The sequence below is a fragment of the Vibrio sp. SNU_ST1 genome, assembly GCF_030563405.1.
In the GTDB taxonomy this organism is placed as follows: Bacteria; Pseudomonadota; Gammaproteobacteria; order Enterobacterales; family Vibrionaceae; genus Vibrio.
Map to the genome: position 1 here is coordinate 1,242,328 of NZ_CP130749.1, position 24,524 is coordinate 1,266,851.

The 24,524-nt window shown below is 43.9% G+C and carries 17 protein-coding genes, 6 tRNA genes and 3 rRNA genes; 10 read left to right on the plus strand and 16 right to left on the minus strand.

Annotated features, from left to right (window positions below):
* Window positions 1–230 precede the first annotated feature (230 nt).
* The 4 genes from Q5H80_RS19745 to Q5H80_RS19760 all read left to right on the plus strand — a co-directional run bounded on the left by Q5H80_RS19745 (window position 231) and on the right by Q5H80_RS19760 (window position 4,148).
* A complete protein-coding gene (locus Q5H80_RS19745; RefSeq protein ID WP_304569821.1) occupies window positions 231–896 on the plus strand; it encodes a transcriptional regulator in 666 nt (221 codons plus the stop codon).
* Between the two features lie 25 nt (window positions 897–921).
* Entirely contained in the window at window positions 922–1,305 is a 384-nt protein-coding gene (locus Q5H80_RS19750; protein WP_304569822.1) for a RidA family protein, read from the plus strand.
* A gap of 37 nt (window positions 1,306–1,342) precedes the next feature.
* Entirely contained in the window at window positions 1,343–2,749 is a 1,407-nt protein-coding gene (locus Q5H80_RS19755; RefSeq protein WP_304569823.1) for a cation:dicarboxylate symporter family transporter, read from the plus strand.
* Between the two features lie 76 nt (window positions 2,750–2,825).
* The gene (locus Q5H80_RS19760; protein ID WP_304569824.1) at window positions 2,826–4,148 is read left to right on the plus strand and encodes a CoA-disulfide reductase; all 1,323 of its coding nucleotides are present in this window, start codon (window positions 2,826–2,828) and stop codon (window positions 4,146–4,148) included.
* 187 nt (window positions 4,149–4,335) lie between these two features.
* Here Q5H80_RS19760 and Q5H80_RS19765 read toward each other — a convergent pair.
* The 10 genes from Q5H80_RS19765 to Q5H80_RS19810 form a co-directional block, all read right to left on the minus strand.
* A tRNA-Ser gene (locus Q5H80_RS19765) sits at window positions 4,336–4,426 on the minus strand.
* A gap of 104 nt (window positions 4,427–4,530) precedes the next feature.
* Window positions 4,531–4,646: ribosomal RNA gene (gene rrf / locus Q5H80_RS19770) — 5S ribosomal RNA — on the minus strand.
* 90 nt (window positions 4,647–4,736) lie between these two features.
* A 23S ribosomal RNA gene (locus Q5H80_RS19775) occupies window positions 4,737–7,629 on the minus strand.
* Between the two features lie 420 nt (window positions 7,630–8,049).
* Window positions 8,050–8,125 (minus strand) — tRNA-Val (locus tag Q5H80_RS19780).
* Between the two features lie 31 nt (window positions 8,126–8,156).
* Window positions 8,157–8,232: transfer RNA gene (locus Q5H80_RS19785), tRNA-Ala, on the minus strand.
* A 25-nt stretch (window positions 8,233–8,257) separates the two neighbouring features.
* Window positions 8,258–8,333: transfer RNA gene (locus Q5H80_RS19790), tRNA-Val, on the minus strand.
* 25 nt (window positions 8,334–8,358) lie between these two features.
* Window positions 8,359–8,434: transfer RNA gene (locus Q5H80_RS19795), tRNA-Lys, on the minus strand.
* A 20-nt stretch (window positions 8,435–8,454) separates the two neighbouring features.
* Window positions 8,455–8,530, minus strand: a tRNA-Glu gene (locus Q5H80_RS19800).
* A gap of 91 nt (window positions 8,531–8,621) precedes the next feature.
* A 16S ribosomal RNA gene (locus Q5H80_RS19805) occupies window positions 8,622–10,176 on the minus strand.
* The 16S, 23S and 5S rRNA genes sit together here with 6 tRNA genes alongside, the layout of an rRNA operon.
* Before the next feature lie 591 nt (window positions 10,177–10,767).
* Entirely contained in the window at window positions 10,768–11,292 is a 525-nt protein-coding gene (locus Q5H80_RS19810; protein WP_304569825.1) for a DUF3087 family protein, read from the minus strand.
* Between the two features lie 257 nt (window positions 11,293–11,549).
* Between Q5H80_RS19810 and trmY the strand changes: the two genes are divergently transcribed.
* Window positions 11,550–12,149: a tRNA (pseudouridine(54)-N(1))-methyltransferase TrmY gene (gene trmY, locus Q5H80_RS19815; RefSeq protein WP_304569827.1), complete on the plus strand. Its 600-nt coding sequence runs from the start codon at window positions 11,550–11,552 to the stop codon at window positions 12,147–12,149.
* Between the two features lie 78 nt (window positions 12,150–12,227).
* On the opposite strand, the gene Q5H80_RS19820 is transcribed toward trmY, so the two are convergent.
* The 4 genes from Q5H80_RS19820 to Q5H80_RS19835 form a co-directional block, all read right to left on the minus strand.
* Window positions 12,228–13,301 carry an HlyD family secretion protein gene (locus Q5H80_RS19820; protein WP_304569829.1) on the minus strand — a complete coding sequence of 358 codons (1,074 nt, stop codon included), beginning with the start codon at window positions 13,299–13,301 and terminating at the stop codon, window positions 12,228–12,230.
* Entirely contained in the window at window positions 13,268–14,584 is a 1,317-nt protein-coding gene (locus Q5H80_RS19825) for a glycosyltransferase (protein WP_304570737.1), read from the minus strand. Before Q5H80_RS19825 ends, Q5H80_RS19820 begins: the two co-directional genes overlap by 34 nt.
* A complete protein-coding gene (locus Q5H80_RS19830; protein WP_304569831.1) occupies window positions 14,571–15,926 on the minus strand; it encodes a diguanylate cyclase in 1,356 nt (451 codons plus the stop codon). The genes Q5H80_RS19825 and Q5H80_RS19830 overlap by 14 nt, the downstream gene beginning before the upstream one ends.
* 375 nt (window positions 15,927–16,301) lie before the next feature.
* On the minus strand, window positions 16,302–17,402 hold the full coding sequence (locus Q5H80_RS19835) for a permease (RefSeq protein ID WP_304569833.1): 1,101 nt from the start codon (window positions 17,400–17,402) through the stop codon (window positions 16,302–16,304).
* Window positions 17,403–17,634: 232 nt separating this feature from the next.
* Between Q5H80_RS19835 and Q5H80_RS19840 the strand changes: the two genes are divergently transcribed.
* Both Q5H80_RS19840 and sigZ read left to right on the plus strand, forming a co-directional pair.
* Window positions 17,635–17,931 (plus strand): helix-turn-helix transcriptional regulator, encoded by a 297-nt coding sequence (locus Q5H80_RS19840; RefSeq protein ID WP_010433077.1) that lies wholly within the window; start codon window positions 17,635–17,637, stop codon window positions 17,929–17,931.
* A complete protein-coding gene (sigZ, locus tag Q5H80_RS19845; protein ID WP_304569842.1) occupies window positions 17,915–18,514 on the plus strand; it encodes an RNA polymerase sigma factor SigZ in 600 nt (199 codons plus the stop codon). Before Q5H80_RS19840 ends, sigZ begins: the two co-directional genes overlap by 17 nt.
* Window positions 18,515–18,645: 131 nt before the next feature.
* Here the strand turns inward: sigZ and Q5H80_RS19850 are convergent, their stop codons facing one another.
* Together Q5H80_RS19850 and Q5H80_RS21160 are read right to left on the minus strand one after the other, a co-directional pair.
* The gene (locus Q5H80_RS19850; protein ID WP_017065874.1) at window positions 18,646–19,260 is read right to left on the minus strand and encodes a YitT family protein; all 615 of its coding nucleotides are present in this window, start codon (window positions 19,258–19,260) and stop codon (window positions 18,646–18,648) included.
* Window positions 19,261–19,720: 460 nt separating this feature from the next.
* Window positions 19,721–19,870: a hypothetical protein gene (locus Q5H80_RS21160; RefSeq protein WP_369809719.1), complete on the minus strand. Its 150-nt coding sequence runs from the start codon at window positions 19,868–19,870 to the stop codon at window positions 19,721–19,723.
* Between the two features lie 29 nt (window positions 19,871–19,899).
* Here Q5H80_RS21160 and Q5H80_RS19860 point away from each other — a divergent pair, with 29 nt between their 5' ends.
* From Q5H80_RS19860 to Q5H80_RS19870, 3 genes are all read left to right on the plus strand, one after another.
* Entirely contained in the window at window positions 19,900–21,111 is a 1,212-nt protein-coding gene (locus tag Q5H80_RS19860; protein ID WP_304569854.1) for an MFS transporter, read from the plus strand.
* Between the two features lie 226 nt (window positions 21,112–21,337).
* Window positions 21,338–22,063 carry a sulfite exporter TauE/SafE family protein gene (locus Q5H80_RS19865; RefSeq protein WP_304569855.1) on the plus strand — a complete coding sequence of 242 codons (726 nt, stop codon included), beginning with the start codon at window positions 21,338–21,340 and terminating at the stop codon, window positions 22,061–22,063.
* A gap of 390 nt (window positions 22,064–22,453) precedes the next feature.
* Window positions 22,454–24,358, plus strand: a complete 1,905-nt coding sequence (locus tag Q5H80_RS19870; protein ID WP_304569856.1) for a methyl-accepting chemotaxis protein — start codon at window positions 22,454–22,456, stop codon at window positions 24,356–24,358.
* The last annotated feature ends 166 nt before the right edge of the window (window positions 24,359–24,524 follow it).

The following is a 24,524-nucleotide window of genomic DNA, read 5'->3' on the forward strand; positions in this document are numbered from 1 at the left end:
CAATCTTTGGTTTTAAATATGTAAACCTTGATGGGGTTTAAGAAATTAAACCATATTGAGGATGGTTTGGTGATCCTGTTCAAATTTCACTCTTGATTTCAGTCGCATTTCCGTTATTTGTTGATGTTTTAGACGCTTTTTAACGGTTTACAGAAGTTTACTACACCTTGCTCAAATACCACCAAAGAGGTAGATTTCAGTCATCAAGTTCAAAAATGTAAACCGAAACTATGAATGTAAAACAAGTTAGATTCACCGATGAAGACAGAGAATGTTTAAGCAATTACTTCCGTTTAGCAGACACGCTCGCTGATTTGATTGGCCCCTACTGTGAAGTAGTCATTCATTCATTTGAAAGCTTAGAAAACTCGGTCGTGAAAATCGTCAACGGTCATCATACCGGTCGTAAAATCGGCTCTCCTATCACAGACTTAGGTTTACGTATGTGGAGTAAATTCGAGAAAACTGGCGAAGTTTCTCCAAAGAGTTACTTCACCAATGCAGCAGACGGTTCCCTACTTAAATCAACCACCTGTGTGCTTGCCGGACCACAGCAAAAGCCGATTGGCATGCTGTGTATCAACATGAACTTATCTTTCCCATTCCCAGAAATCGTCAAAACGCTGATGCCGCAGTGCAATGTACCGCAAACCATTGTCAGCGAGACATTCAGCAACAATGCAAACGACGTGATTCAACAAGCATTGAGTTCAGCCATTAACGAGGTTGACCAAGACGAGTCGGTTTCCTGCAAAGGTCGTAATAAAGCCATCATCCGTTGTTTATTTGATAACGGCGTCTTTGAGCTAAAAGAGACGACTACACAAGTATCAGAGCAGCTTGGGATCAGCCGTCAGGCGGTTTACAAGTTTATCCGTGAATTTAAATCAGAATAAAACCAATAAATTTAGGAGTTACATCGTGAAACAGATCATTGCCACTGAACAAGCACCTGCAGCTATCGGTCCTTACTCACAAGGTACATCTTACAGCGACATGGTTTACACCTCAGGTCAATTACCTCTTGTTCCAGAAACCATGAAGTTTGTTGAGGGCGGCATCAAAGAGCAGGCTCGTCAATCTCTTGAGAATTTGAAGGCTGTTTTAGAAGCAAGCGGGGCTGGCTTAGACACAGTATTGAAGACTACCTGCTTCCTATCAGACATGGAGAACTTCGTTGCCTTTAACGAAGTGTATACCGAGGTGTTTGGTACTGAGAATGCACCTGCTCGCTCTTGTGTTGAAGCAGCACGACTACCAAAAGACGCACTGGTTGAAGTTGAAGCCATCGCATACAAAAAATAACCGAATTAGGTATTAATGGGTATCATAGGAGATTCTCATGAGCGTTTCATTTATCGCATTAAGCGTACTGTTCTTTGGGTTCTACGCACTGCTGTCGAACTTCAAAAAGCAAAAGAAAAGTTTTAACTTCCGCGTACTAAGTGCGCTTGCTGCTGGCTTGTTGTTCGGCGGCGCAATTCAACTTGTTTTCGGTGTCGGCAACGTTGCGACGTCTGGCTTTGCTGAACTGATTTCAGTGTTCGGTAAAGGCTACATCAAACTTCTACAAATGATCGTTATCCCACTTGTATTCGTGGCGATGATCTCTTCGATCATGAACGTTGAAGGCGGTGGTGCGCTATCTCGAATCGCACCAAAGATCATCGGTATTCTACTTTTCACTTGTGCAATCTCAGCGGCAGTTGGTATCGCAAGTATTTACCTATTTGGTATCGATGCAAACGCGCTAGTAAGCACTATCGGTACAAACAGTGCGATTGAAGCTCGCGGTGATTCACTGGTAGCAACACAAGATGCGATGGCGAGCAGCGGTCTGTCTGGTATGGCTCTGTCTATCATTCCAACCAACATCTTCGACATGCTAACGGGTTCTCAGCGTACTTCTACGCTATCAACTGTACTGTTCGGCATGTTCCTTGGTTACTGCATCCTTCAAGTGAAAAACCGTAAGCCTGAGAAAGTGCAAAACTTCGTTGATTTCATCAACTCTGCAAAAGAAGTGGTGCTTTCAATGGTTCGTGAAATCCTGAAGCTAACGCCTTACGGTGTATTTGCTCTGATGACCACGTTCATGATGACCAACGACCTGTTCGCACTTGCAGAGATGGGCCGCTTCCTTCTAGCAAGCTACGTAGCAATTGGCGTTATGTTCGGCATCCACTTCGTCATGGTGTCAATGTTCGGTCTTTCTCCGGCTAAGTTCATGAAGAAAATCTGGCCAGTACTCGTGTTCGGTTTCGGCTCTCGTTCAAGCATGGCAGCTATTCCACTAAACGTTGAAACACAAACTCAACGCCTAGGTGTAGACGAAGAAACAGCAAACATGTCAGCGACATTTGGTACCAGTATCGGCCAAAACGGTTGTGCAGGTATCTACCCAGCAATGCTAGCAATCATGGCGGCACAGGTCATGGGCATGCCTGTAGACTTAAGCTTCATCCTACAGCTGATAGCTGTTATAGCAATTGCTTCATTCGGTATCGCTGGTGTAGGTGGGGGTGCGACGTTCGCAGCAGTAGCAGTACTGACCATTATGGGTCTAGACATCACAGTAGTCGCGATTCTCGTGTCTATCGAAGCGCTAATTGACATGGCTCGTACTGCGCTGAACATCTCAGGCTCTATGTTGTCTGGTGTTCTAACGGCTAAGAAAAACGGCTCTCTAAACACAGTACAATACGACGCTGACGTTACAGAGACTGTATCAAAGGAAGCAGCAGTATAATTCTCAAACTTAATTAAGAGCACTCCGCGTGAGTGCTCTTCTTTTTTCCTGAGTTCAGGTTATTTAGGTAGTAAATATGAAAGTTGTTGTTATAGGCGGTAGCGCCGCTGGTATGAGTTTCGCAGCAAAGTACAAACGTAATCAGCCATCAGACGAAGTCATCGTTTTAGATAAACGTAGCTACATATCTTTTGGAGCATGTGGCTTACCTTACTTTGCAGGTGGCATGTTTGATGACACCGAGCGAATGATCTCTCGAACACCAGATCAAGCCATTAAATCAGGCTTAGATGTGCGTGTAGACACAGAAATGGTGTCGTTCGACCGCACTGAAAAACAAATGACAGTACGTCACCAAAATGAAGAAAGCGTCATCGATTACGATATGTTGGTCATTGCAACAGGTGCGCGACCAATCGTTCCATCATTCGGTGAGTTCAATCCAGAGCACGTATACACACTAACAAGCATGGAAGACGGCTTGGCGGTGAAAGAAGCGCTAAAGGATGTTAACAAGCAGCGTGTGTGTGTTATTGGAGCTGGTTTTATCGGCCTGGAAGTATTCGATGCAGCGCACGGCTTAGACAAACACGTGACGATCATCGAACGTGAACAACAAATCATGAGCCGTCAGTTCAGCCCAGAAATCATTGAAGTAGTCGAAGGTGCGATTCGTGAATCAGGTGCAGAACTAAAAACAGGGTGCAGCGTGTCGGCGATTCACGATGCAGAGCAAGGCGGTTACATCATAGAAACCGATAACGGCAATGTAGAAGCCGATGTCGTTATCCTATCACTCGGTTTCAAACCAAACACGGAAGCATTCGAATTACCAAAAGCTCAAAATGGCGCGTTGGTGGTGAATGAATATGGTGCCACTGAAGACGCTTACATCCATGCTGTAGGTGACTGTGCAGTGGTTCATCACATGGCATTAGGCAAACCGGTATATGTGCCACTTGCAACCACAGCTAACAAACAAGCGCGCATGATGGCGGACAAACTTGCAGGCAAAGACACTTACATGACTGGATTCTTAGGCTCGTCTTGTTTGAAAGTGTTGGATTACGAACTGGCGTGTACTGGCGTGAATGAACTTCTGGCGAAAGAACACTGCTTAGATGTGAAAGTATCAACAATTTCAGACAAGAACCAAACCGATTACTACCCTGGGCAAGAAGACATCAAGGTTAAACTGGTTTATCACCCAGAAACAAACGTTCTACTTGGTGGCGAGATCGTAGGTAAGAAAGGAGCGGTTGGTCGCATCAATGCACTTGCAGTTGCTATCACTGCGAAGATGACGACTCAACAATTAGGCTACATGGACTTCTGCTATGCGCCACCATTCGCACGGACTTGGGATGCTCTTAACGTAGCAGGCAACGTAGCAAAATAGGCGATGACTAGTTAGCTACATTCAAAAAAACACTAAAGCAGAGCCTAAACGCTCTGCTTTTTATTACCTCAACTCGAATAACCCTCTCACTAAAGTAGATAACGATGTATCCAATGTATTTTGGTTTTCTTTTAGCAAATTCAAAACGAAAAAAGCCCGCTGGATTTCTCAGCGGGCTTTTCAATGGTGGTGGAGGGATAGGGATTTGAACCCTAGAACCGCTATTAACGGTTGCCGGTTTTCAAGACCGGTGCTTTCGACCACTCAGCCATCCCTCCAACAAATTGTCATCAACAGATTAGTACACTGTAGATGTTGTTACTTGCTATGCAAATAACGATATCTTTTGTCTTCACTTTTTAAAAAGTGAAAATAAATAGGAGCCTGGCGATGTCCTACTCTCACATGGGGAAGCCCCACACTACCATCGGCGCTATTGTGTTTCACTTCTGAGTTCGGCATGGAGTCAGGTGGGTCCACAATGCTATGGTCGCCAAGCAAATTTTAAAATTCGGAAAGCTAATTTAAAAGTCTCTTCAAACTCATTCAAGGTCTGTCTTTGAGTCCACAAAACCCCTTGGGTGTTGTATGGTTAAGCCTCACGGGCAATTAGTACAGGTTAGCTCAATGCCTCGCAGCACTTACACACCCTGCCTATCAACGTCGTAGTCTACGACAACCCTTTAGGACACTTATAGTGCCAGGGAAAACTCATCTCAAGGCTCGCTTCCCGCTTAGATGCTTTCAGCGGTTATCGATTCCGAACTTAGCTACCGGGCAATGCCATTGGCATGACAACCCGAACACCAGAGGTTCGTCCACTCCGGTCCTCTCGTACTAGGAGCAGCCCCTTTCAATTTTCCAACGCCCACGGCAGATAGGGACCGAACTGTCTCACGACGTTCTAAACCCAGCTCGCGTACCACTTTAAATGGCGAACAGCCATACCCTTGGGACCGACTTCAGCCCCAGGATGTGATGAGCCGACATCGAGGTGCCAAACACCGCCGTCGATATGAACTCTTGGGCGGTATCAGCCTGTTATCCCCGGAGTACCTTTTATCCGTTGAGCGATGGCCCTTCCATTCAGAACCACCGGATCACTATGACCTGCTTTCGCACCTGCTCGAATTGTCATTCTCGCAGTCAAGCGGGCTTATGCCATTGCACTAACCACACGATGTCCAACCGTGTTTAGCCCACCTTCGTGCTCCTCCGTTACTCTTTGGGAGGAGACCGCCCCAGTCAAACTACCCACCAGGCACTGTCCGTAATCCCGATTCAGGGACCAACGTTAGAACATCAAAACTACAAGGGTGGTATTTCAAGGACGACTCCACCACATCTAGCGACGCGGTTTCATAGTCTCCCACCTATCCTACACATGTAGGTTCAATGTTCAGTGCCAAGCTGTAGTAAAGGTTCACGGGGTCTTTCCGTCTAGCCGCGGGTACACTGCATCTTCACAGCGATTTCAATTTCACTGAGTCTCGGGTGGAGACAGCGTGGCCATCATTACGCCATTCGTGCAGGTCGGAACTTACCCGACAAGGAATTTCGCTACCTTAGGACCGTTATAGTTACGGCCGCCGTTTACCGGGGCTTCGATCAAGAGCTTCGACCGAAGTCTAACCCCATCAATTAACCTTCCGGCACCGGGCAGGCGTCACACCGTATACGTCATCTTACGATTTTGCACAGTGCTGTGTTTTTAATAAACAGTTGCAGCCACCTGGTATCTGCGACTCTCGTCTGCTCCATCCGCAAGGGACTTCACTGATAAGAGCGTACCTTCTCCCGAAGTTACGGTACCATTTTGCCTAGTTCCTTCACCCGAGTTCTCTCAAGCGCCTTGGTATTCTCTACCCGACCACCTGTGTCGGTTTGGGGTACGATTCCTTACAATCTGAAGCTTAGAGGCTTTTCCTGGAAGCATGGCATCAATGACTTCACTACCGTAGTAGCTCGACATCGTATCTCAGCGTTAAGAAAGTCCGGATTTACCTAAACTTTCCGCCTACGTACTTGAACCTGGACAACCGTCGCCAGGCCCACCTAGCCTTCTCCGTCCCCCCATCGCAATTGTAAGAAGTACGGGAATATTAACCCGTTTCCCATCGACTACGCCTTTCGGCCTCGCCTTAGGAGTCGACTTACCCTGCCCCGATTAACGTTGGACAGGAACCCTTGGTCTTCCGGCGAGGGAGTTTTTCACTCCCTTTATCGTTACTCATGTCAGCATTCGCACTTCTGATACCTCCAGCAGCCCTTACAGACCACCTTCAACGGCTTACAGAACGCTCCCCTACCCCACATACCCTAAGGTACGTAGCCGCAGCTTCGGTGTATAGCTTAGCCCCGTTACATCTTCCGCGCAGGCCGACTCGACCAGTGAGCTATTACGCTTTCTTTAAATGATGGCTGCTTCTAAGCCAACATCCTGGCTGTCTGAGCCTTCCCACATCGTTTCCCACTTAGCTATACTTTGGGACCTTAGCTGGCGGTCTGGGTTGTTTCCCTCTCCACGACGGACGTTAGCACCCGCCGTGTGTCTCCCGGATAGTACTTACTGGTATTCGGAGTTTGCAAAGGGTTGGTAAGTCGGGATGACCCCCTAGCCTTAACAGTGCTCTACCCCCAGTAGTATTCGTCCGAGGCGCTACCTAAATAGCTTTCGGGGAGAACCAGCTATCTCCAGGTTTGATTGGCCTTTCACCCCTAGCCACAAGTCATCCGCTAATTTTTCAACATTAGTCGGTTCGGTCCTCCAGTTGATGTTACTCAACCTTCAACCTGCCCATGGCTAGATCACCTGGTTTCGGGTCTAATCCTAGCAACTGTACGCCCAGTTAAGACTCGGTTTCCCTACGGCTCCCCTAAACGGTTAACCTTGCTACTAAAATTAAGTCGCTGACCCATTATACAAAAGGTACGCAGTCACACCACGAAGGTGCTCCTACTGCTTGTACGTACACGGTTTCAGGTTCTATTTCACTCCCCTCACAGGGGTTCTTTTCGCCTTTCCCTCACGGTACTGGTTCACTATCGGTCAGTCAGTAGTATTTAGCCTTGGAGGATGGTCCCCCCATATTCAGACAGGATATCACGTGTCCCGCCCTACTCGTTTTCACTGATTATGATGTGTCGGTTACGGGGCTATCACCCTTTATTGCGAGACTTTCCAGACTCTTCACCTGCATCATTAAAAGCTTAAGGGCTAATCCAATTTCGCTCGCCGCTACTTTCGGAATCTCGGTTGATTTCTCTTCCTCGGGGTACTTAGATGTTTCAGTTCCCCCGGTTTGCCTCCTGTTGCTATGTATTCACAACAGGATACTTACTTATGTAAGTGGGTTTCCCCATTCAGGAATCCCAGACTCAAAAGGTTATTACTACCTAATCTGGGCTTATCGCAAGTTATTACGCCTTTCATCGCCTCTGACTGCCAAGGCATCCACCGTGTACGCTTAGTCACTTAACCATACAACCCGAAAGGGTCTTGTGTATGATACAAATTTGCTTTCACTTTAAAAAAGTGAAGACAAAAAGCAACCAAGGTTTTTGGTTGTCATCAAGAAGGGTTAATTCTTGATAACTGTTTGCCGGACTCAATTTACTTTTTGTTTCCACTTTTTAATAAAAAGTAGAATCAAAAAATGAACAATCATTTCTGATCATTCGAATACAAGACACTTGAATGTGTTTGTTGTGTTTATACCGTTCTTATTAAATAAGAGCAGATAAACATTGAGAACTTTTAAATTTGATTTAAATAACTTCGTTATTTAAATCAGTCAGCTTTCCAAATTGTTAAAGAGCAAGAGTTTTTAAAGTGTTAAACTTTCAAAACCATTTTTAAATACACTCAGCTTTCTATTACTAAGAAAAGTGTGCTTAAAGATGGTGGGCGATACCGGGCTCGAACCAGTGACCCCCTGCTTGTAAGGCAGGTGCTCTCCCAACTGAGCTAATCGCCCACGAAAGTTTTAATTCCTTCGTGAGAAAGAATGGTGGAGCTATGCGGGATCGAACCGCAGACCTCCTGCGTGCAAGGCAGGCGCTCTCCCAGCTGAGCTATAGCCCCATATTTTTATTTCCTTGGGAGGAAATGGTGGGCGATACCGGGCTCGAACCAGTGACCCCCTGCTTGTAAGGCAGGTGCTCTCCCAACTGAGCTAATCGCCCCAAATTTTATTTCCTTGGGAGGAAATGGTGGGTCGTGCAGGATTCGAACCTGCGACCAATTGATTAAAAGTCAACTGCTCTACCAACTGAGCTAACGACCCTTTTTACTTCTTGAGGGAAGTGGTATCCCGTAGGGGAGTCGAACCCCTGTTACCGCCGTGAAAGGGCGGTGTCCTAGGCCTCTAGACGAACGGGACACTGGATATTGAAGAACTTGGGAGTTCTTCGTCTCTTTACTTTTCTAAACCTAATCAATCTGTGTGGACACTCATCGTGACTATCTTCGTATAAGGAGGTGATCCAGCCCCAGGTTCCCCTAGGGCTACCTTGTTACGACTTCACCCCAGTCATGAACCACAAAGTGGTGAGCGTCCTCCCCGAAAGGTTAAACTACCCACTTCTTTTGCAGCCCACTCCCATGGTGTGACGGGCGGTGTGTACAAGGCCCGGGAACGTATTCACCGTGACATTCTGATTCACGATTACTAGCGATTCCGACTTCATGGAGTCGAGTTGCAGACTCCAATCCGGACTACGACGCACTTTTTGGGATTCGCTCACTATCGCTAGCTTGCTGCCCTCTGTATGCGCCATTGTAGCACGTGTGTAGCCCTACTCGTAAGGGCCATGATGACTTGACGTCGTCCCCACCTTCCTCCGGTTTATCACCGGCAGTCTCCCTGGAGTTCCCGACATTACTCGCTGGCAAACAAGGATAAGGGTTGCGCTCGTTGCGGGACTTAACCCAACATTTCACAACACGAGCTGACGACAGCCATGCAGCACCTGTCTCAGAGCTCCCGAAGGCACACCTGTGTCTCCACTGGCTTCTCTGGATGTCAAGAGTAGGTAAGGTTCTTCGCGTTGCATCGAATTAAACCACATGCTCCACCGCTTGTGCGGGCCCCCGTCAATTCATTTGAGTTTTAATCTTGCGACCGTACTCCCCAGGCGGTCTACTTAACGCGTTAGCTCCGAAAGCCACGGCTCAAGGCCACAACCTCCAAGTAGACATCGTTTACGGCGTGGACTACCAGGGTATCTAATCCTGTTTGCTCCCCACGCTTTCGCATCTGAGTGTCAGTGTCTGTCCAGGGGGCCGCCTTCGCCACTGGTATTCCTTCAGATCTCTACGCATTTCACCGCTACACCTGAAATTCTACCCCCCTCTACAGCACTCTAGTTCACCAGTTTCAAATGCAGTTCCGAGGTTGAGCCCCGGGCTTTCACATCTGACTTAATGAACCACCTGCATGCGCTTTACGCCCAGTAATTCCGATTAACGCTCGCACCCTCCGTATTACCGCGGCTGCTGGCACGGAGTTAGCCGGTGCTTCTTCTGTTGCTAACGTCAAGAGATGTTGCTATTAACAACACCCCCTTCCTCACAACTGAAAGTACTTTACAACCCGAAGGCCTTCTTCATACACGCGGCATGGCTGCATCAGGCTTTCGCCCATTGTGCAATATTCCCCACTGCTGCCTCCCGTAGGAGTCTGGACCGTGTCTCAGTTCCAGTGTGGCTGATCATCCTCTCAGACCAGCTAGGGATCGTCGCCTTGGTGAGCCATTACCTCACCAACTAGCTAATCCCACCTAGGCATATCTTGACGCGAGAGGCCCGAAGGTCCCCCTCTTTGGCCCGTAGGCATTATGCGGTATTAGCCATCGTTTCCAATGGTTATCCCCCACATCAAGGCAATTTCCTAGGCATTACTCACCCGTCCGCCGCTCGACGCCCATTAAATCCTCCGAAGAATCAATAATGTCGTTTCCGCTCGACTTGCATGTGTTAGGCCTGCCGCCAGCGTTCAATCTGAGCCATGATCAAACTCTTCAATTTAAGATTTTGTGACTCAACGAATACTGACTTCAAAACTATTCTTTATAAATAAAGAGTGTAATTTTAAAGCTATTACCATTCCAACAGAATGGTAATGAATTGACTGTGCTCTTTTTGGTTTTCACTTTAAAAAGTGAAATCAAACAGCTCAAGGCTGTACCAAATTGAATTGGTCACTCAGTTCATTGAAATCAATTTTGATTCCGAAGAATCTGTTTTATCCAAAGGATAAAACGTTTTGATATTCATCAACGAGTGCCCACACAGATTGATAGGTTTAAATTGTTAAAGAGCTTTGCTTGTCGAAACTTTCTTTTTACAAAGAAACCTTTGAAAGCGGACGTGAATTCTAGCGATTTAATTTTAAGTGTCAAACACTTTTTAAAATTAATTTCTTTCGAATTTTCCGTCTCACTGATTCCCGCTGAAGCCTTGTAGCGCCTGCCGTGTCAGTGAGGCGGCATTATAGAGATCATCGAAAACATGGCAACCCCTTTTTTGATGAAAATTCAAAAAAATTGCTTAAGCGTCTACTTTTACGTCAAAACCCGCTTTCACAGGCTAAATCTCATACAATCAAAAGCATATAACTTAGAATTTCGCGACTAGATCTTTCGAAAATGCCTCTATATCCAGTTCTATACTCCACTTTTCACCCAGCTCCACTATGTTATCTAGCGATTGCTGAACCGTTTTTATCGTCAAAGTATTATTGTCTAGGTCGTAGACCTGTTTTTGCGTCGTGTAATAGAAGTAAAGGATGGTCAACGCGTCTCGGTCGCCTTGTCCAGCTTTGGGTTGAATACGCTTGAGCTTACGATAGATTTGATTATGGATTTGCTTAAGGTTCCATACATAAAGCGCTTGTTTGAAGTAATCATGCCCTTTTACACGACTCGCGATAAATGCATTCAAGGCGACTGATAAGATCACACCTAATACGTTTAAGTGGAAGTTACCTGTCGATTCGCCAGCGATTGATTGTCCTGAACCGAATAGGTCAATCAGTATGGTTCCGAATACAATGGAGAACACGGCGAGTGATCCAACCAATGACACCAACAGTAGGTTCATCTTCTTTCTATATTCTTCTTTATTGATCTTCTGTAACTTCATCGACTACTTCCTTATACAAGTCACCTAATAATTTGCGCATACTATCTATGTAAACCTTGGTTCGCTTCAACCTTTACCATCTTGTAATGTGGTCACTCTCTATTTAATACGCAAAGTTCTTATGGTCAGTACTATACATAACTCCATTTGACTTCATTAATAGAAAAGAGTTACATACCGCCATAATTTTAGTTATTCATCAATTCATGTTGATAAAGTCTGTTTCCGCTTTATCACATACTGACAAGGTACATTCCATGCGTTCATTTGTATTACGCGCTCGCGCAGCCCCTACAGAGAGCAAACTTATCTTAGAAGGTGTTGGGCAAGATGCTCATACTGAGATTCTGGCTCATACTCTGATGAACACGATCTTCGTTGCTCAATCTCACCGTGAGAATGTCACCGTGCACCTTGTATTAGAAAGTACTAAAGACTTTTCACGCACGATTACATTCGATTCAAACGAGATCACCAACATTGGTGGCTTCCATGAGTCTGCATTATTATCAGCGGTAGTAAAAGCGGTTGACGCATCTCAAGGTATGACAAAAGAGCAGACACGTCAGGTTGAACCAGGTATCACAGTTCGTACTATGAGTTTTGAAAAGTTGGTTAAAGAACTGGCTGAAGACCACCAGCTGTACATGATGGATAAGAAAGGCGACTTTATCCGTGATGCAGAGATTGCGGAAAACCCATGTTTCCTTCTAACTGACCATATCCCTATGCCGAAGAAAAGCTACAACAGCTTGAAGCGTTTAGGGACTGAGAAAATCAGCTTAGGTCCAAACATGTTGTTTGCTTCTCAGTGTGTTGTGTTGATCAACAATGAGCTTGATTTAAGAGATTTCTGATTCGACCCAATAGCTGTTGAAATAAAAATGGAACGATCATCGCTCCATTTTTATTCCTTTGGTCAGTTAGCATCCGCACTAAAAACGAGCTTCAACTGTCATCCCTTCAACCCAATACTCTTCTGGCGGTGCTGTAATAAAGTCCAATACGACTTTCAAATACGCCGGCTGCCCCTCAAACGGGCTTACTAACTGGCTTGGTAATTTACTCACAACTTCTACCGAATCGGACACTTCAGCTTCAAAAGAGCTACCGTTAGGAAACTTTACCAACGCACTTGCTCCTTTTACCGCATCTTCTAAATATTTAGGGTCTAGATAAGCCACTATATGAGGAACTGTATTTTTTGCTATCGTCACTAGCTCATCGCCTTCAAAAACACGCAGCCCTTCGACAACATGTATATCTACAACGCGACCCGCGTAGGGAGACTTTATCGATAGCTCTTGCTCTCTTACACGCTTAAGAGCTAAGTCTTTCATCAATGAACGTCTAGCCTGACTAACTGGTCCAGCCAACTCCCGTTCCTCTTCAGCTAATTTCGCGCTTTGATAATCAAGCTTTTGTTGGTTCAACTGGTTGTTCAGCGAGTTACCCATTCCAACAATACTGGCATAATCTACATCCGATACTTGTCCTTTTTTACGATATTCTTCATAACGTTTTTGAATCTGCTGTACTTTACTGAGGTTTCGACGTGTTTCTGCGATACCGTTTAAGTACAGTGTTTCCATATCGCTTGCTAAATTGACATTCAACCCTAACAGCTCCGCATGTATAAACTCGATTTGAGCTTCAATTTCCAAATTCGTCAATTGAATTGCAGTCTGTGCTCGCTCCACTTGAGTTCCGTCTTCTATGGGAATCGGCCCAACAATACCTGCAACCTTAGCAGTCAGAGTAACTGGATAAGACGTAACAATTGCCGGAGCAATCACGAAAATATTTGTCTTCAAAAAAAAATACGCTACAAATAATAGAGGGCTAACCACTAAGCTTAAAATTAAATACCAACGAAAGCGGTAGCCTCCTCTTTTCGCTTGTCCGTAAGCAACTTTGACACCATCATCCGATTGAGGGTTATTCTTTTTATCAAGATGAAATTTCACTTTCATTGTTAGAACCTTTTGCCTTTTTTCAATACCCACCAAGGAGCCATACTGGATTCTTCATGACTTCTTCTAAATAACTCATTCACCATAGAGAACGCAGTAATCAATCGCATAAAGAACTGATAAAACGGATACAAGATTAGCCATTTTGCCATCTTAATATCTTCTTTCACTCTTTCGGAAACCAACCCAATATAGACAGTAAAAAACAACAACACTGTCGACAAATAGACGCAGTAGATAAGGATCAGAAGTGCAGCAACAAAATCGAAGGGATAAGCCCAAAATATATAAAACATGAATAGCGAAACTAGAATGGGCAGCAATACGTTTTGTAGAACGCCATAAATTAAAGTAAATATAAAGTTTCCCCAACCGAGTAATCTAGGGGTTAGACCTTCATTGTGTTTCCTTAAAAACAAAAACAGTAAATCTCCATCCCATCTTAGCCTTTGTTGTACCAATCCTTTCAGTGTATCGGGTACATCAGTATGACCCACTGCTTTAGGTGTAAAAGCCAATCTATTGTTGGGATAGCGTCTCTTGTATTGCTTAAGTCTCATAGTTAAGTCGAGATCTTCAGCCGTATGCGTATCCCAACCTCCAACTTGTTTTAATACATTTTTTCTAAATGCACCAAATGCTCCTGATATATTATTGAGAACACCCCAGTTGGATAGCCCAGTCTTACCAGCTTGCATTGATAACATATACTCAAGAGACTGCATTCGCGTAAGCAGATTTTCTTGCCAGTTTCTAACGCGTAAAGCACCTCCAGAAGCAATCACATTCTTATCAGCAAATTGCTTCATCATTTGTAACGCCATGTCGTTATCAAAAGAAGTATCACCATCAACATTAATAACAAAATCACCGGTAGCGTTATCTAAACCAGCATTTAACGTTGATACTCGCCCTCCTCTTTGCCACTTAGGAATGACACGCACATCTCTGTTTCTTACCGTTTTATGTCTTTGCTCCCCTCGCATTGCAGCTAAGTAGGTATCTTCATTTTGAGTTGCTCCATCGACTACTGCTAAAATCTCAATCTTTCCGGGATAAAGCTGTTCAACAAGCGTGTCGATCGTTATCTCAATTGCATCTCCTTCTCCATAACAAGTAATTACAAACGAGATGCTTGGGTATTCTTTTATCTCTATATCACTGGCCGAATAAGACCAGCGAAAGATTCCACTTAACACAAGCAGAAAGAGTGGGAGCTCCACTATAATCATCATGGGGAAAAGCATTAGCCAAAGCTCAGAGTTCTCTAGAAGCATCCCCCAGAAGTACTGTTGGAGATCAAGGCTAACTGATAGCATAGATTTCACTGACTTTACTTTCTAACCAATAACCAACATCTTCTTTCATCGTTGGATCGGGTATACCCCATGCAAAGACATTCAGCGTGAAATCGTCATCTTCGATTAGAGAACAAAGTGCTTCTATTTTCCCGCGTAATACTTCTATATGTTCCATCTTAGCTTTAGGCATAAATACAAGAAGAACATCGCTTTTAAACTGACAACAAATATCAGAATCTCTAAACAATCCGTTTAAACGCTCTGTAATTTGCTCGATTAAAGCAAACATTTTTGCGTCTCCATTTTTAGACACATACTGCGTTAAATCAGGCAGGTGTAACCCCAATAATAGGTGCTCTTCTTCGTGGCGAAGTGCAATCCTATTAACCCAGCTAAGAAGATTAGAAAAATACCCGCCGTCTACTTTCCCGCTTAAGGTCAGTTCAGGCGCCGATAGCTTCACTCCATGACGGAATATATACTCTCCCTGAACTCCAAGTTTCAGCGAATAAATCTTCCTGACAACCAACTTTGAAATATCGTTTTTTGTACCACACTCGAAACAAGAAGCTAATGTCTCCGCCTCAGAAAAAGAGTGAGAGCATGAGTTACATGTATGAGTTTCTAAAGGACGATCATAATCCACTCCAATATGTCGAAGCTGTGTCAAACATTTCGGGCATTCTAATTTTTGATTGCGTTTGAACAGCCCTTGTTCAGCAACATGGCCACACGTGAAACAATGGAGAGAGGTACGCTCAGTAATATCAATGTCTTTGCAAGAAGGACACGCTTCGATGTAGTTTAAGTGGGCACTGGCACATTCATGACACACTCTTACTCGATCAATTAAATCCTCAATTTCAAAAGTGTCTCGCTTGGTCTCTGATAATACAAAACGATAAGTTGAACTTAACTCCGGATAGTAAAGCTCTACTAACGGATATGAATAGATCGATTTATGAGACAAATATTTGTGAGGTGATAATCGACGTGTTTGGTCCAAGCCTAACCACCCAACAAGAGGGTCTAATGTATCCGAAGAGTCGATAATACTTTCTAACGTTCTTCGGTGTTGAATCACCTCTTCTTCAACACTTTCTGGATTTAAAATGCCGTCTGATAAACACTCTGATAATGCACTATCTTCTAAAACATAAACCTTCCAAGACCAAAATTTCCTGCTACGGTGGAGTTGGCTCATCACGTCGTCTTGCGAACTAAGATCGCCATTTAGAACTATGACGCCGCCCAAGAATTCAGGGAGTTGATTAATGTCACTGACTGGCACGAGCTCAAATGGTTCTCTGGTTTCAAGTGTAGGGGTTCCAAGGCAGTAAATTTTCAACTTATCTTTCATTCATTAACTCCAATTTCTTGACGCCATTACCGTCAAATAAACGTAACATTTGAAATTTCAAGCGATGCTATTGCATTATTTCACCTTATACAAATACTAGATATCGATATGAAAACCGTCCAATCATTAGCCAAAAATATTAAATAAGCTCACCAATTGATTAACACCAACGAAACATGAATATTGTTAATAATTGGCATCAAAGCGGTTACATTCAAATCTAAAAGTAGGTGTTGATGAATGTTAATTTCAATATCAGCACTTCCGGAATAATCGCGTTCTCCAACAAATTAAGACTAACGCCCATGCTTTTTTGACCGCCTAAACAAAAAAAGAGCTCTACTAAGTGAGCTCTTTCTATTGCTTATTTTAGGATTAACCAAAGATGAAACTGTATAGGAAGCCTGCACCCATCGCCATGCTTAGGATAACGAATAGGAATGCTGCAATCATTTGGTTCTTGAAGATTGATTTAAGCAGGATAACTTCTGTCAAACTTGCACCTGCACTACCAATGATCAATGCCATTACTGAACCCAACGCCATACCTTTCTGAACTAGAGCTGCACTTAGTGGAATTACCGCTTCAGCACGAATGTACAGTGGAATACCAATCACAGCCGCTACAGGAATCGCATACCACATACCTTCACCAGCATACTGTGCAATTAGGTCTGTAGGAATGAACCCGTAGATGAATGAACCAATCGCAATACCCATCATTAGATAAGGGAAAACTTGTTTGAAGTCTTTCCAAGTTGAGAACCAAATTCTCATCCAACGGCTAGCCTCTTTCTTCTCTACGATTTCAGCTGTTGCGCTTCCATCCGTTGCGCAGCATGAAACCGTGACTTGTGGCTCTTCTTTTTTCGAATCACAGCAAGATGTCTCTTTCGCCATTACTGGTGCAGGTTCACCGCATACACTTGTACTACATGAAGATTCTGCCTTCGCAGGTGCTGCTTTCTTAGGAACAGAATCACCACAGCTAGTACCACAGCTTGAAGCTGAACCTGTTGATTCATACGCTTCAGGTTTTACGTAACGCTCAAAGCCAAGTTTCTCAAGTGCGTAACCTGCCACTACCGATACCGTCATTGCTACTAAGAAGTAGAACACAGCCACTTGCCAGCCGAACGTAATCACGAACAAACCAATGATCACCGGGTTCAATAGTGGGCTACCGAATAGGAACACCATCATTGGACCAAAACCTGCTCGTGCACGCAGCAACCCTTTAAGGAAAGGAATCGTCGAACATGAACAGAAAGGCGTAATTGCACCCAATAATGCTGCCACCACATAGCCCTTACCATTACGTGAGCTCAGGATAGATTGAATCTTTTCTGGTGTAAGAAACTCTTGAAGAATCCCAACAATGTAGCTGATCGCCAAGAAAAGGATGATTAGCTCTACTGCTAAGAAAGCGAACATATCAAGTGCGTCTTTTAGCATTGTTAACATTTCATTGCTCATAATTAACTCCAAACTGGATTTGAGGTCGGACTCTATGAGGAAAGTAACCAACCCTTAATTTCGAATATTCTCGAATTATAGAAATATCCCGCCACAGATCAAGCATTATTTCGACAAAGATCGAAATGTTTTGCAAAAGATACATTTTTCAATAACTTAAGAAATGTGGTCTTTATATTTGTATTTAGACCACATTTCGACTAATATCGAAATTAAATCTTGAGGAGTTAATATGAACTTAGAAGTCGTAGCGAAAGCACTTAAAGAGTTAGGACATCCTGTTCGTCTAACTATTTATAAGAGTGTTGTTAAAGCTGGCTACCAAGGCATTGCAGTTGGCGGCCTACAAGAAGAGCTAGGTATCCCTGGTTCCACCCTGTCGCACCACATTTCAAGCCTTGCATCGGCAGGCTTAATCAGCCAAAGACGTGAGGGAAGAACCCTATTCTGCGTAGCAGAGTATGAATGCCTAGAAGGCGTGATTGATTTCTTACAAGATGAGTGTTGCGTGAATGAACAGTGCAACTAAGGCATCTTTGAATAGGGCATCTTTGAACTTGGAACAAGTTTGGGCTGAGTATCAGCAAGCGTTAAAGTCATTCTTGCATTCCAAGGTCAACAACACCGCCGATGTAGACGATTTGCTCCAAGAAATCTTAATCAAGACATATCAGAACCTTGATAGCGTGCAAGATGCCGCTAGCGTTAAATCGTGGCTGTTCCAACTCGCAAATCATACGATTATCGATTTCTATCGAAAGCGTGCTCGACACCAAAGAGACGCCGCAATTGATGAAGCAGATCTGTGGTTTTCAGAACTCGATCAAGATAGCGAATTCAAAGATGAGCTATCCCACTGTATTGAGCCCTTCATTCAAGCGTTACCAGAGAAGAATGCTTCACTGTTGCTTGCTGTTGACATTGAAGGCAAAAGTCAAAAAGAGATAGCGCAGAGCAACAACATAAGTTACTCAACAATTAAGTCTCGTGTGCAAAAAAGCCGTGATGAATTGAAGAAGTTATTTGAAGAATGCTGCAACCTATCTTTGGATAAAAACGGCAGCGTTATCGACTGTGATTTAAAGCCAGAGAAGTCATGCAATAAGTGTTGATTGATGTTTCTTTCTTATGGCAGGAAGTGAGCTTTCAATGGAACCCACATCGAATAAAGCACAAAGCCAGCAATTGATGCTGGCTTTGTTGTTTTCATAATCTGCAAATCACTTTGCTTAAGCGAACCAAACTATGCTGCTTCCGCTTTTACCACGGGTTGATAGCGTCCCGGTTTATGGTTCATCGCTAGAATCAAGTTAGTGACTATCGCACCAAGCACAGATAGTAGAACCAGTGACACATCAACAATAAACAGTGAAAGCACAACAATAGTGCAATCTAATGCCATCTGAACCTTGCCCGCACGAATCCCAAAACGTTCTTGTAAGAACAGCGCCAGAATGTTGAAGCCACCTAAGCTCATCTTATGACGGAAGATCACCAACATGCCGGTACCAATTAAGCCACCGCCCAGTAAGGCTGCATACAATGCATGAATTTCAGCAATCTGAATCACGTGATACAAATGATCCACTGCGAACGAAACAATCGAAACCGCGATAAAGGTATTGATGGTAAAACGCCAGCCCATACGAGCGACCGACAAAATATAGAAAGGTAAGTTAAGTGCGAAGAACACTTGGCCAAAGCTCAAATCTGTAACTTTGGTAATGAAGATCGCTAGACCAGCCGTGCCTCCGGTGAGCAAACCGACTTGATTGAAAAAGATAACGCCGAGTGACACTAGCGCACTACCTAAGATCAGTGCCAGTAAGTTTTCGCGAAGGTTATGATCTTTATCCATGTGAATGACTCTCCCTGAATCTTTTAACATCGCGTTTCAGTCCTGTTGAAACGATTGAAGTACAAATTTACGATGTTTAACAGATAAGTCGAGTAATTGCGCAGTGTTACTGAGTGATTAATTTGTATACTAGTTTTTACAGGCTTTAAATACTTCACTAAAGCAAGAAGTTATATATAAAAAATTAAATATCCATCCTAAATTCTCCGCTTCTACCACATAATCAGCGAGCTTCGTGTTTTCCTATTTTATTAGTCACGTTTCATCCCAATTCCAGCGATGCATAGATCTATGCATATAACGCATAGACTAAATCACAAAAGGTCATTTGATACATACCCTACTCGTCATTATGATGCGCGACTTCTTACAACATTGAGCGCATGTAAACACCTTATGTTTTCACAATCTCTTTTTGCCCAACTTGCCAGAATGACGCTATTCCTCGTCATTAGTTTGGTTATTGTGCATCACAGTCAGCCATTGATTGACCTCTTGGCCCAGCATGCCGTGAGCAGTGGATGCCACCAGCAGTCAGCGCATGAGCATTCTGGGCACGAACACCACCATAAGATGACTGACCAACACATGTCAGCGCAAGACCACTCACATCACCACCATTAATTTAAGAGTATTAGAATGAGCATTTTCCGTTTTCCTTTACTGGTATGGCTTGGGATCGGCACACTTATTATCAGTCTAGGGATCAGACAATCATTCGGCATTTTCATGATGCCAATTTCAGAGCATTTCGGCACCGGCCGTGAGTTTTTCAGCTTCGCCATTGCTCTACAGAACCTGTTGTTCGGTGTGTTCCAACCTTTTGTTGGTATGGCAGCTGACAAATGGGGAGCAAGACGCATCATTATTGCTGGCGCATGTGCTTACGGTTTGGGTTTACTTCTTACCTCTATTTCTACCGAATCAAGCATGCTTTACGTTTCACTGGGCGCACTCGTTGGCCTTGGGTTAAGTGCGACAAGTTATGTGATAGTACTTGGTGCAGTGGCGAAAGTTGTACCTGCAGAGCACGCGGCGAAGGCATTTGGTTTAACCACAGCAGCAGGTTCATTTGGTATGTTCGCGGTAATTCCGGGCGCGCAATACATGTTGAACGAATTCGACTGGCAGAGTGCAATGCAAGTGTTTGGCGTATTGTGTTGCTTGATGATCTCTTTTGCACTCTTCATGCGTGCGCCAAAAGCGGCATCAAACAAACAGGCACAAGCAGAAGAGAACCAAACATTGAAAGAAGCGTTGTCTGAAGCGTTCTCTAACAAAAGTTACTGGTTGATTCATGCAGGCTTCTTTGTGTGTGGTTTCCACGTGATGTTTATTGCGACACACTTGCCAAGTTACTTAGCAGACAAGAATTTACCTGCGAGCAGCGCAGCGATGGCACTGGCTTATGTCGGTATCTTTAATATCTTCGGGTCTTACTTCTGGGGTGTAATGGGCGATAAGTTTAGTAAGCGTCATGTAATGTCGGCACTGTATTTAGTGCGTACTGTGGTTATTGGTGCGTTTGTGACTCTACCAGTAACGGTATCAACCGCAGCTATCTTCGGCGGGGCAATTGGATTCTGTTGGTTGGGTACGGTGCCGCTAACGTCTGGCTTAGTTCGTCAGATCTTCGGTGCCCGTTACCTATCAACTTTGTACGGATTGGTGTTCTTTACTCACCAAGTAGGTAGTTTCTTAGGCGCTTGGGTCGGTGGTCGTATTTACGATTACTACGGGTCTTACGAGCCGATCTGGTGGTCAACGGTAGTACTGGCATTTGCGGCAGCACTTATCCATTTACCCATCAATGACAAGCCGATTGAGCGACTGAAATTGGCAATGGCTTAACGTTTAACGTTGACTCCCCCCAAGCAGCGAAAATCGCTAAGCAACCCAATAAGAGAGTGAACATTGAAAGGAGAACATCCTGAGATATTCGCTCTCTTTTTTATTGGCCGTTGTAAACGAAATTATAACTAGCGAAACTTGCATAAACCTCACTGAATAATAAGACTATTCTTTTCGTTTTAATTTATAGTATTCACTTGCTCCTTTAAAACTAATCCGTAGGCTTATGGAATACCTAGATCAGACCGCCCTTATAGCAATGGTACTCATTTTTGCAGGCTCATTTGTGCAAACAGCAATCGGCTTTGGTTTGGCCATTGTAGCTGCCCCACTGTTGTTTTTGGTTTCACCAGACTATGTACCTGCGCCTATCTGTTTAGTTGGCCTGTTCATCTCTTTATTCAACGCCTTTAAACACCGTGCAAACATTTCTATTGGCGGATTAAAAATCGCATTACTAGGACGCATTCCAGGCTCACTGGCAGGCGGTGCCTTGTTGGTGATGGTTTCAACGAGCGTGTTGTCACTTTGGTTAGGTTTATTAGTGGTATTTGCAGTGATTGTCAGCTTACTTCCGTTTAGGTTAGAGCCGACGCCTGCCAAAATGGGCATCGCGGGATTCTTCTCAGGATTCTTTGGTACCAGTTCAGGTATTGGTGGCCCACCGATGGCGCTACTGCTACAGCACCAAGATGCCAATCAACTTCGTGGCAACTTATCTGCCTTTTTTGTCTTTAGTTCAATCATTTCGTTGATTGTTCAGATCCCAATTGGCTTCTTCACTATGCACCATTTGATCATCACCATCCCTTTGCTGCCTGCTGCTTGGTTGGGTTACAAAGTGGCGTTAATGACGACGCAAAGCATTCCTAAAGAGAAGATACGTATTGGTTCTTTACTGTTATGTTCTATCAGTGGCTTTACTGCAATCTGGCAAGGCTTAGCTGGTTAGTATAGAGATAACGTAAGTGCTGAAGGTTGCTTACGTTTTGTAACTATTTTGATGACAGCTCACTCATCTCGATAAGCAAGCTCATATGACTGACTAGTGACGTTGTCCATTATGCTCAAATACCCTAATACGGCGCCTTATTTAAGCTTTAAAGTCAGTACCACACTGTCGTAAACATCTCTATCTGGCAGTAACGATTCCCTCTCATTCACCATCAATAAACCATTACTGCAAAAACCATTTTTCATAAGCTTTTTTGTATACAAAGCTGAGACTGTTCAAATTAGACTAAATGTTCAATTGAGAGCGTAGTTGCATTCACTATATCTCTATATACTCGCACAATCATTAGCTAGGTAGATGAGCACGCTCAGTATTAAGGACATTCATATGAAACAACTTGGATTTAAGCAAGTTCTTTTAGTCGCAGTATCAGTAATAATCGCAATAAGTGTTGGTTCAGCCAACTATTTATCATATCAGAGTAAGAAGGAAGCACTCACTGAGACTATTTATCAGAGCACACAAGACCGTATTCGCATTGAAGGGAATAAGGTTGAGACTTACCTAGAAGCGAAAACACAAGCAGTAGCAAAAGTAGCTGCTGATTATCGTCAACATAATTATCAAGATAGACACGCCGAGCGAATGCGCGTGGGCTCATTGGGTGCTGACGTTGCGAACCTAATGATAGGTTTTGACAATGGTGATGCTTATGCGTCATTCGATTACCCGGGCTGGGATAATCACAAAAGCCCAACAAGCTACGACCCTCGTAGTAAAGCTTGGTACAAAGAAGGTAAGCGTTCAGGAAGCCTTGTATATACAGACCCATATACAGATTCCACAACTGGTACCTTAATGGTGAGCATTGGTAAAGATGCTGGCAACGGTGTGGTATTGGCAGACATTCCACTCGATGTTCTAAGTGACACTGTCTCTGAAATCGACCTCAACGGTGCTATTTCGATGATGATGACCAATGACATGACGGTGCTGGCTAGCACATCCAGTGTGGTTAAAGTGGGCACCAAATTAACGGATTACGCTTCTTTGAAAGACGTAGCAAAAAAAGCACAAAATTCAGAAAGCACAATCGTTAATTATAGTATCAACGGCGTTGAAAAAGTGATGTTCAGCCATGCGGTTAGCTATGGTGACAAAGAGTGGTACCTACTTGTTGGATTAGACAAAAGCGTCGTATTCGCTGCGCTAGAAGTCGCTCAGCAACAAGCTATTATGATCACGATTGTCTACCTATTGATCAGCGTAGTTGTCACGTTATTCATTCTCAATATTCTTTACAAACCCATCCTAGCGTTGAAAGAAACCATTACGGGGTTATCAAATGGTGATGGTGATTTAACTCAGAGACTCGAAGTAAAGAAACACGATGATTTAGGGCAGATCGCATCAGGTGTAAACCAATTCATCGAACATATACAAGACTTGATGCTAAAAATTGACGCAGCATCGACTGAACTTAAAGAAAATGTGCAGCAGCTTGAACATAAATCAGATGAAAATAACCACATTTTAAATCAGCACGTGCAAGAAACGGAACAAATTGTCACTGCCATTGAAGAAATGAGTTCAACAGCTGACACCGTTGCGCAAAATGCTGGCGAGACGGCACAATCAACCAAAGTCGCTTCGGACATCGGGGAGCAATCACTCAATGCTGTCGGTGATGCACAAATGAAAGTTAATGCACTAGTTTCTGAGATAGAGAACACATCATCGAACCTAGAAAGCATGAGCCAAGAAACTAAAGGGATCAGTGATATTTTGACAGTGATTGGTGAAATCGCTGAACAGACCAATCTCCTTGCGTTAAATGCAGCTATTGAAGCAGCACGAGCGGGCGAGCAAGGTCGTGGGTTTGCAGTAGTAGCTGATGAAGTGAGAGCCTTAGCAAGTCGAACACAAGCGAGTACACAACAGATTGAACAAGCGCTGACTCGTTTGCTTTCAGTGAACAAGAATGTCGAAGAGTCTATGAATAAAACGAAAGGGACTTGTGACGAAACATTTAATAACACCGAGAAAGTGGGCAGCAGCTTAAATGAGCTAACGACACAAGTAACGGGAATCAATGACCTCAGCATTCAAATTGCAACGGCCGCAGAAGAGCAAAGCAGCGTAACTCAGGAAATTAGTCGTAACATGGTGGCTCTGAGTGACATTGTAAATGAACTCAACAAAAATGGAGATCAAGCCTTGGTGCAAACCAACAATATCTCCCAAGTAAACGAAAGACTGGCATCAATGGTCGGCATGTTCAAACTGCGTTAATTCCAACTAAAACAGTCATTTAGAACGAAAACCTGTAGTGTGTAGCGATTATAATTTCAAATAGCATCTATAGTTTTTCAATAGCAGTCATCGTTTAAAATAGCCGCCTTCTCCGAAGGCGGTTTTTTATTCCTCTCTTTCAAAAGCCCCACCAGTGCTCTTCTAG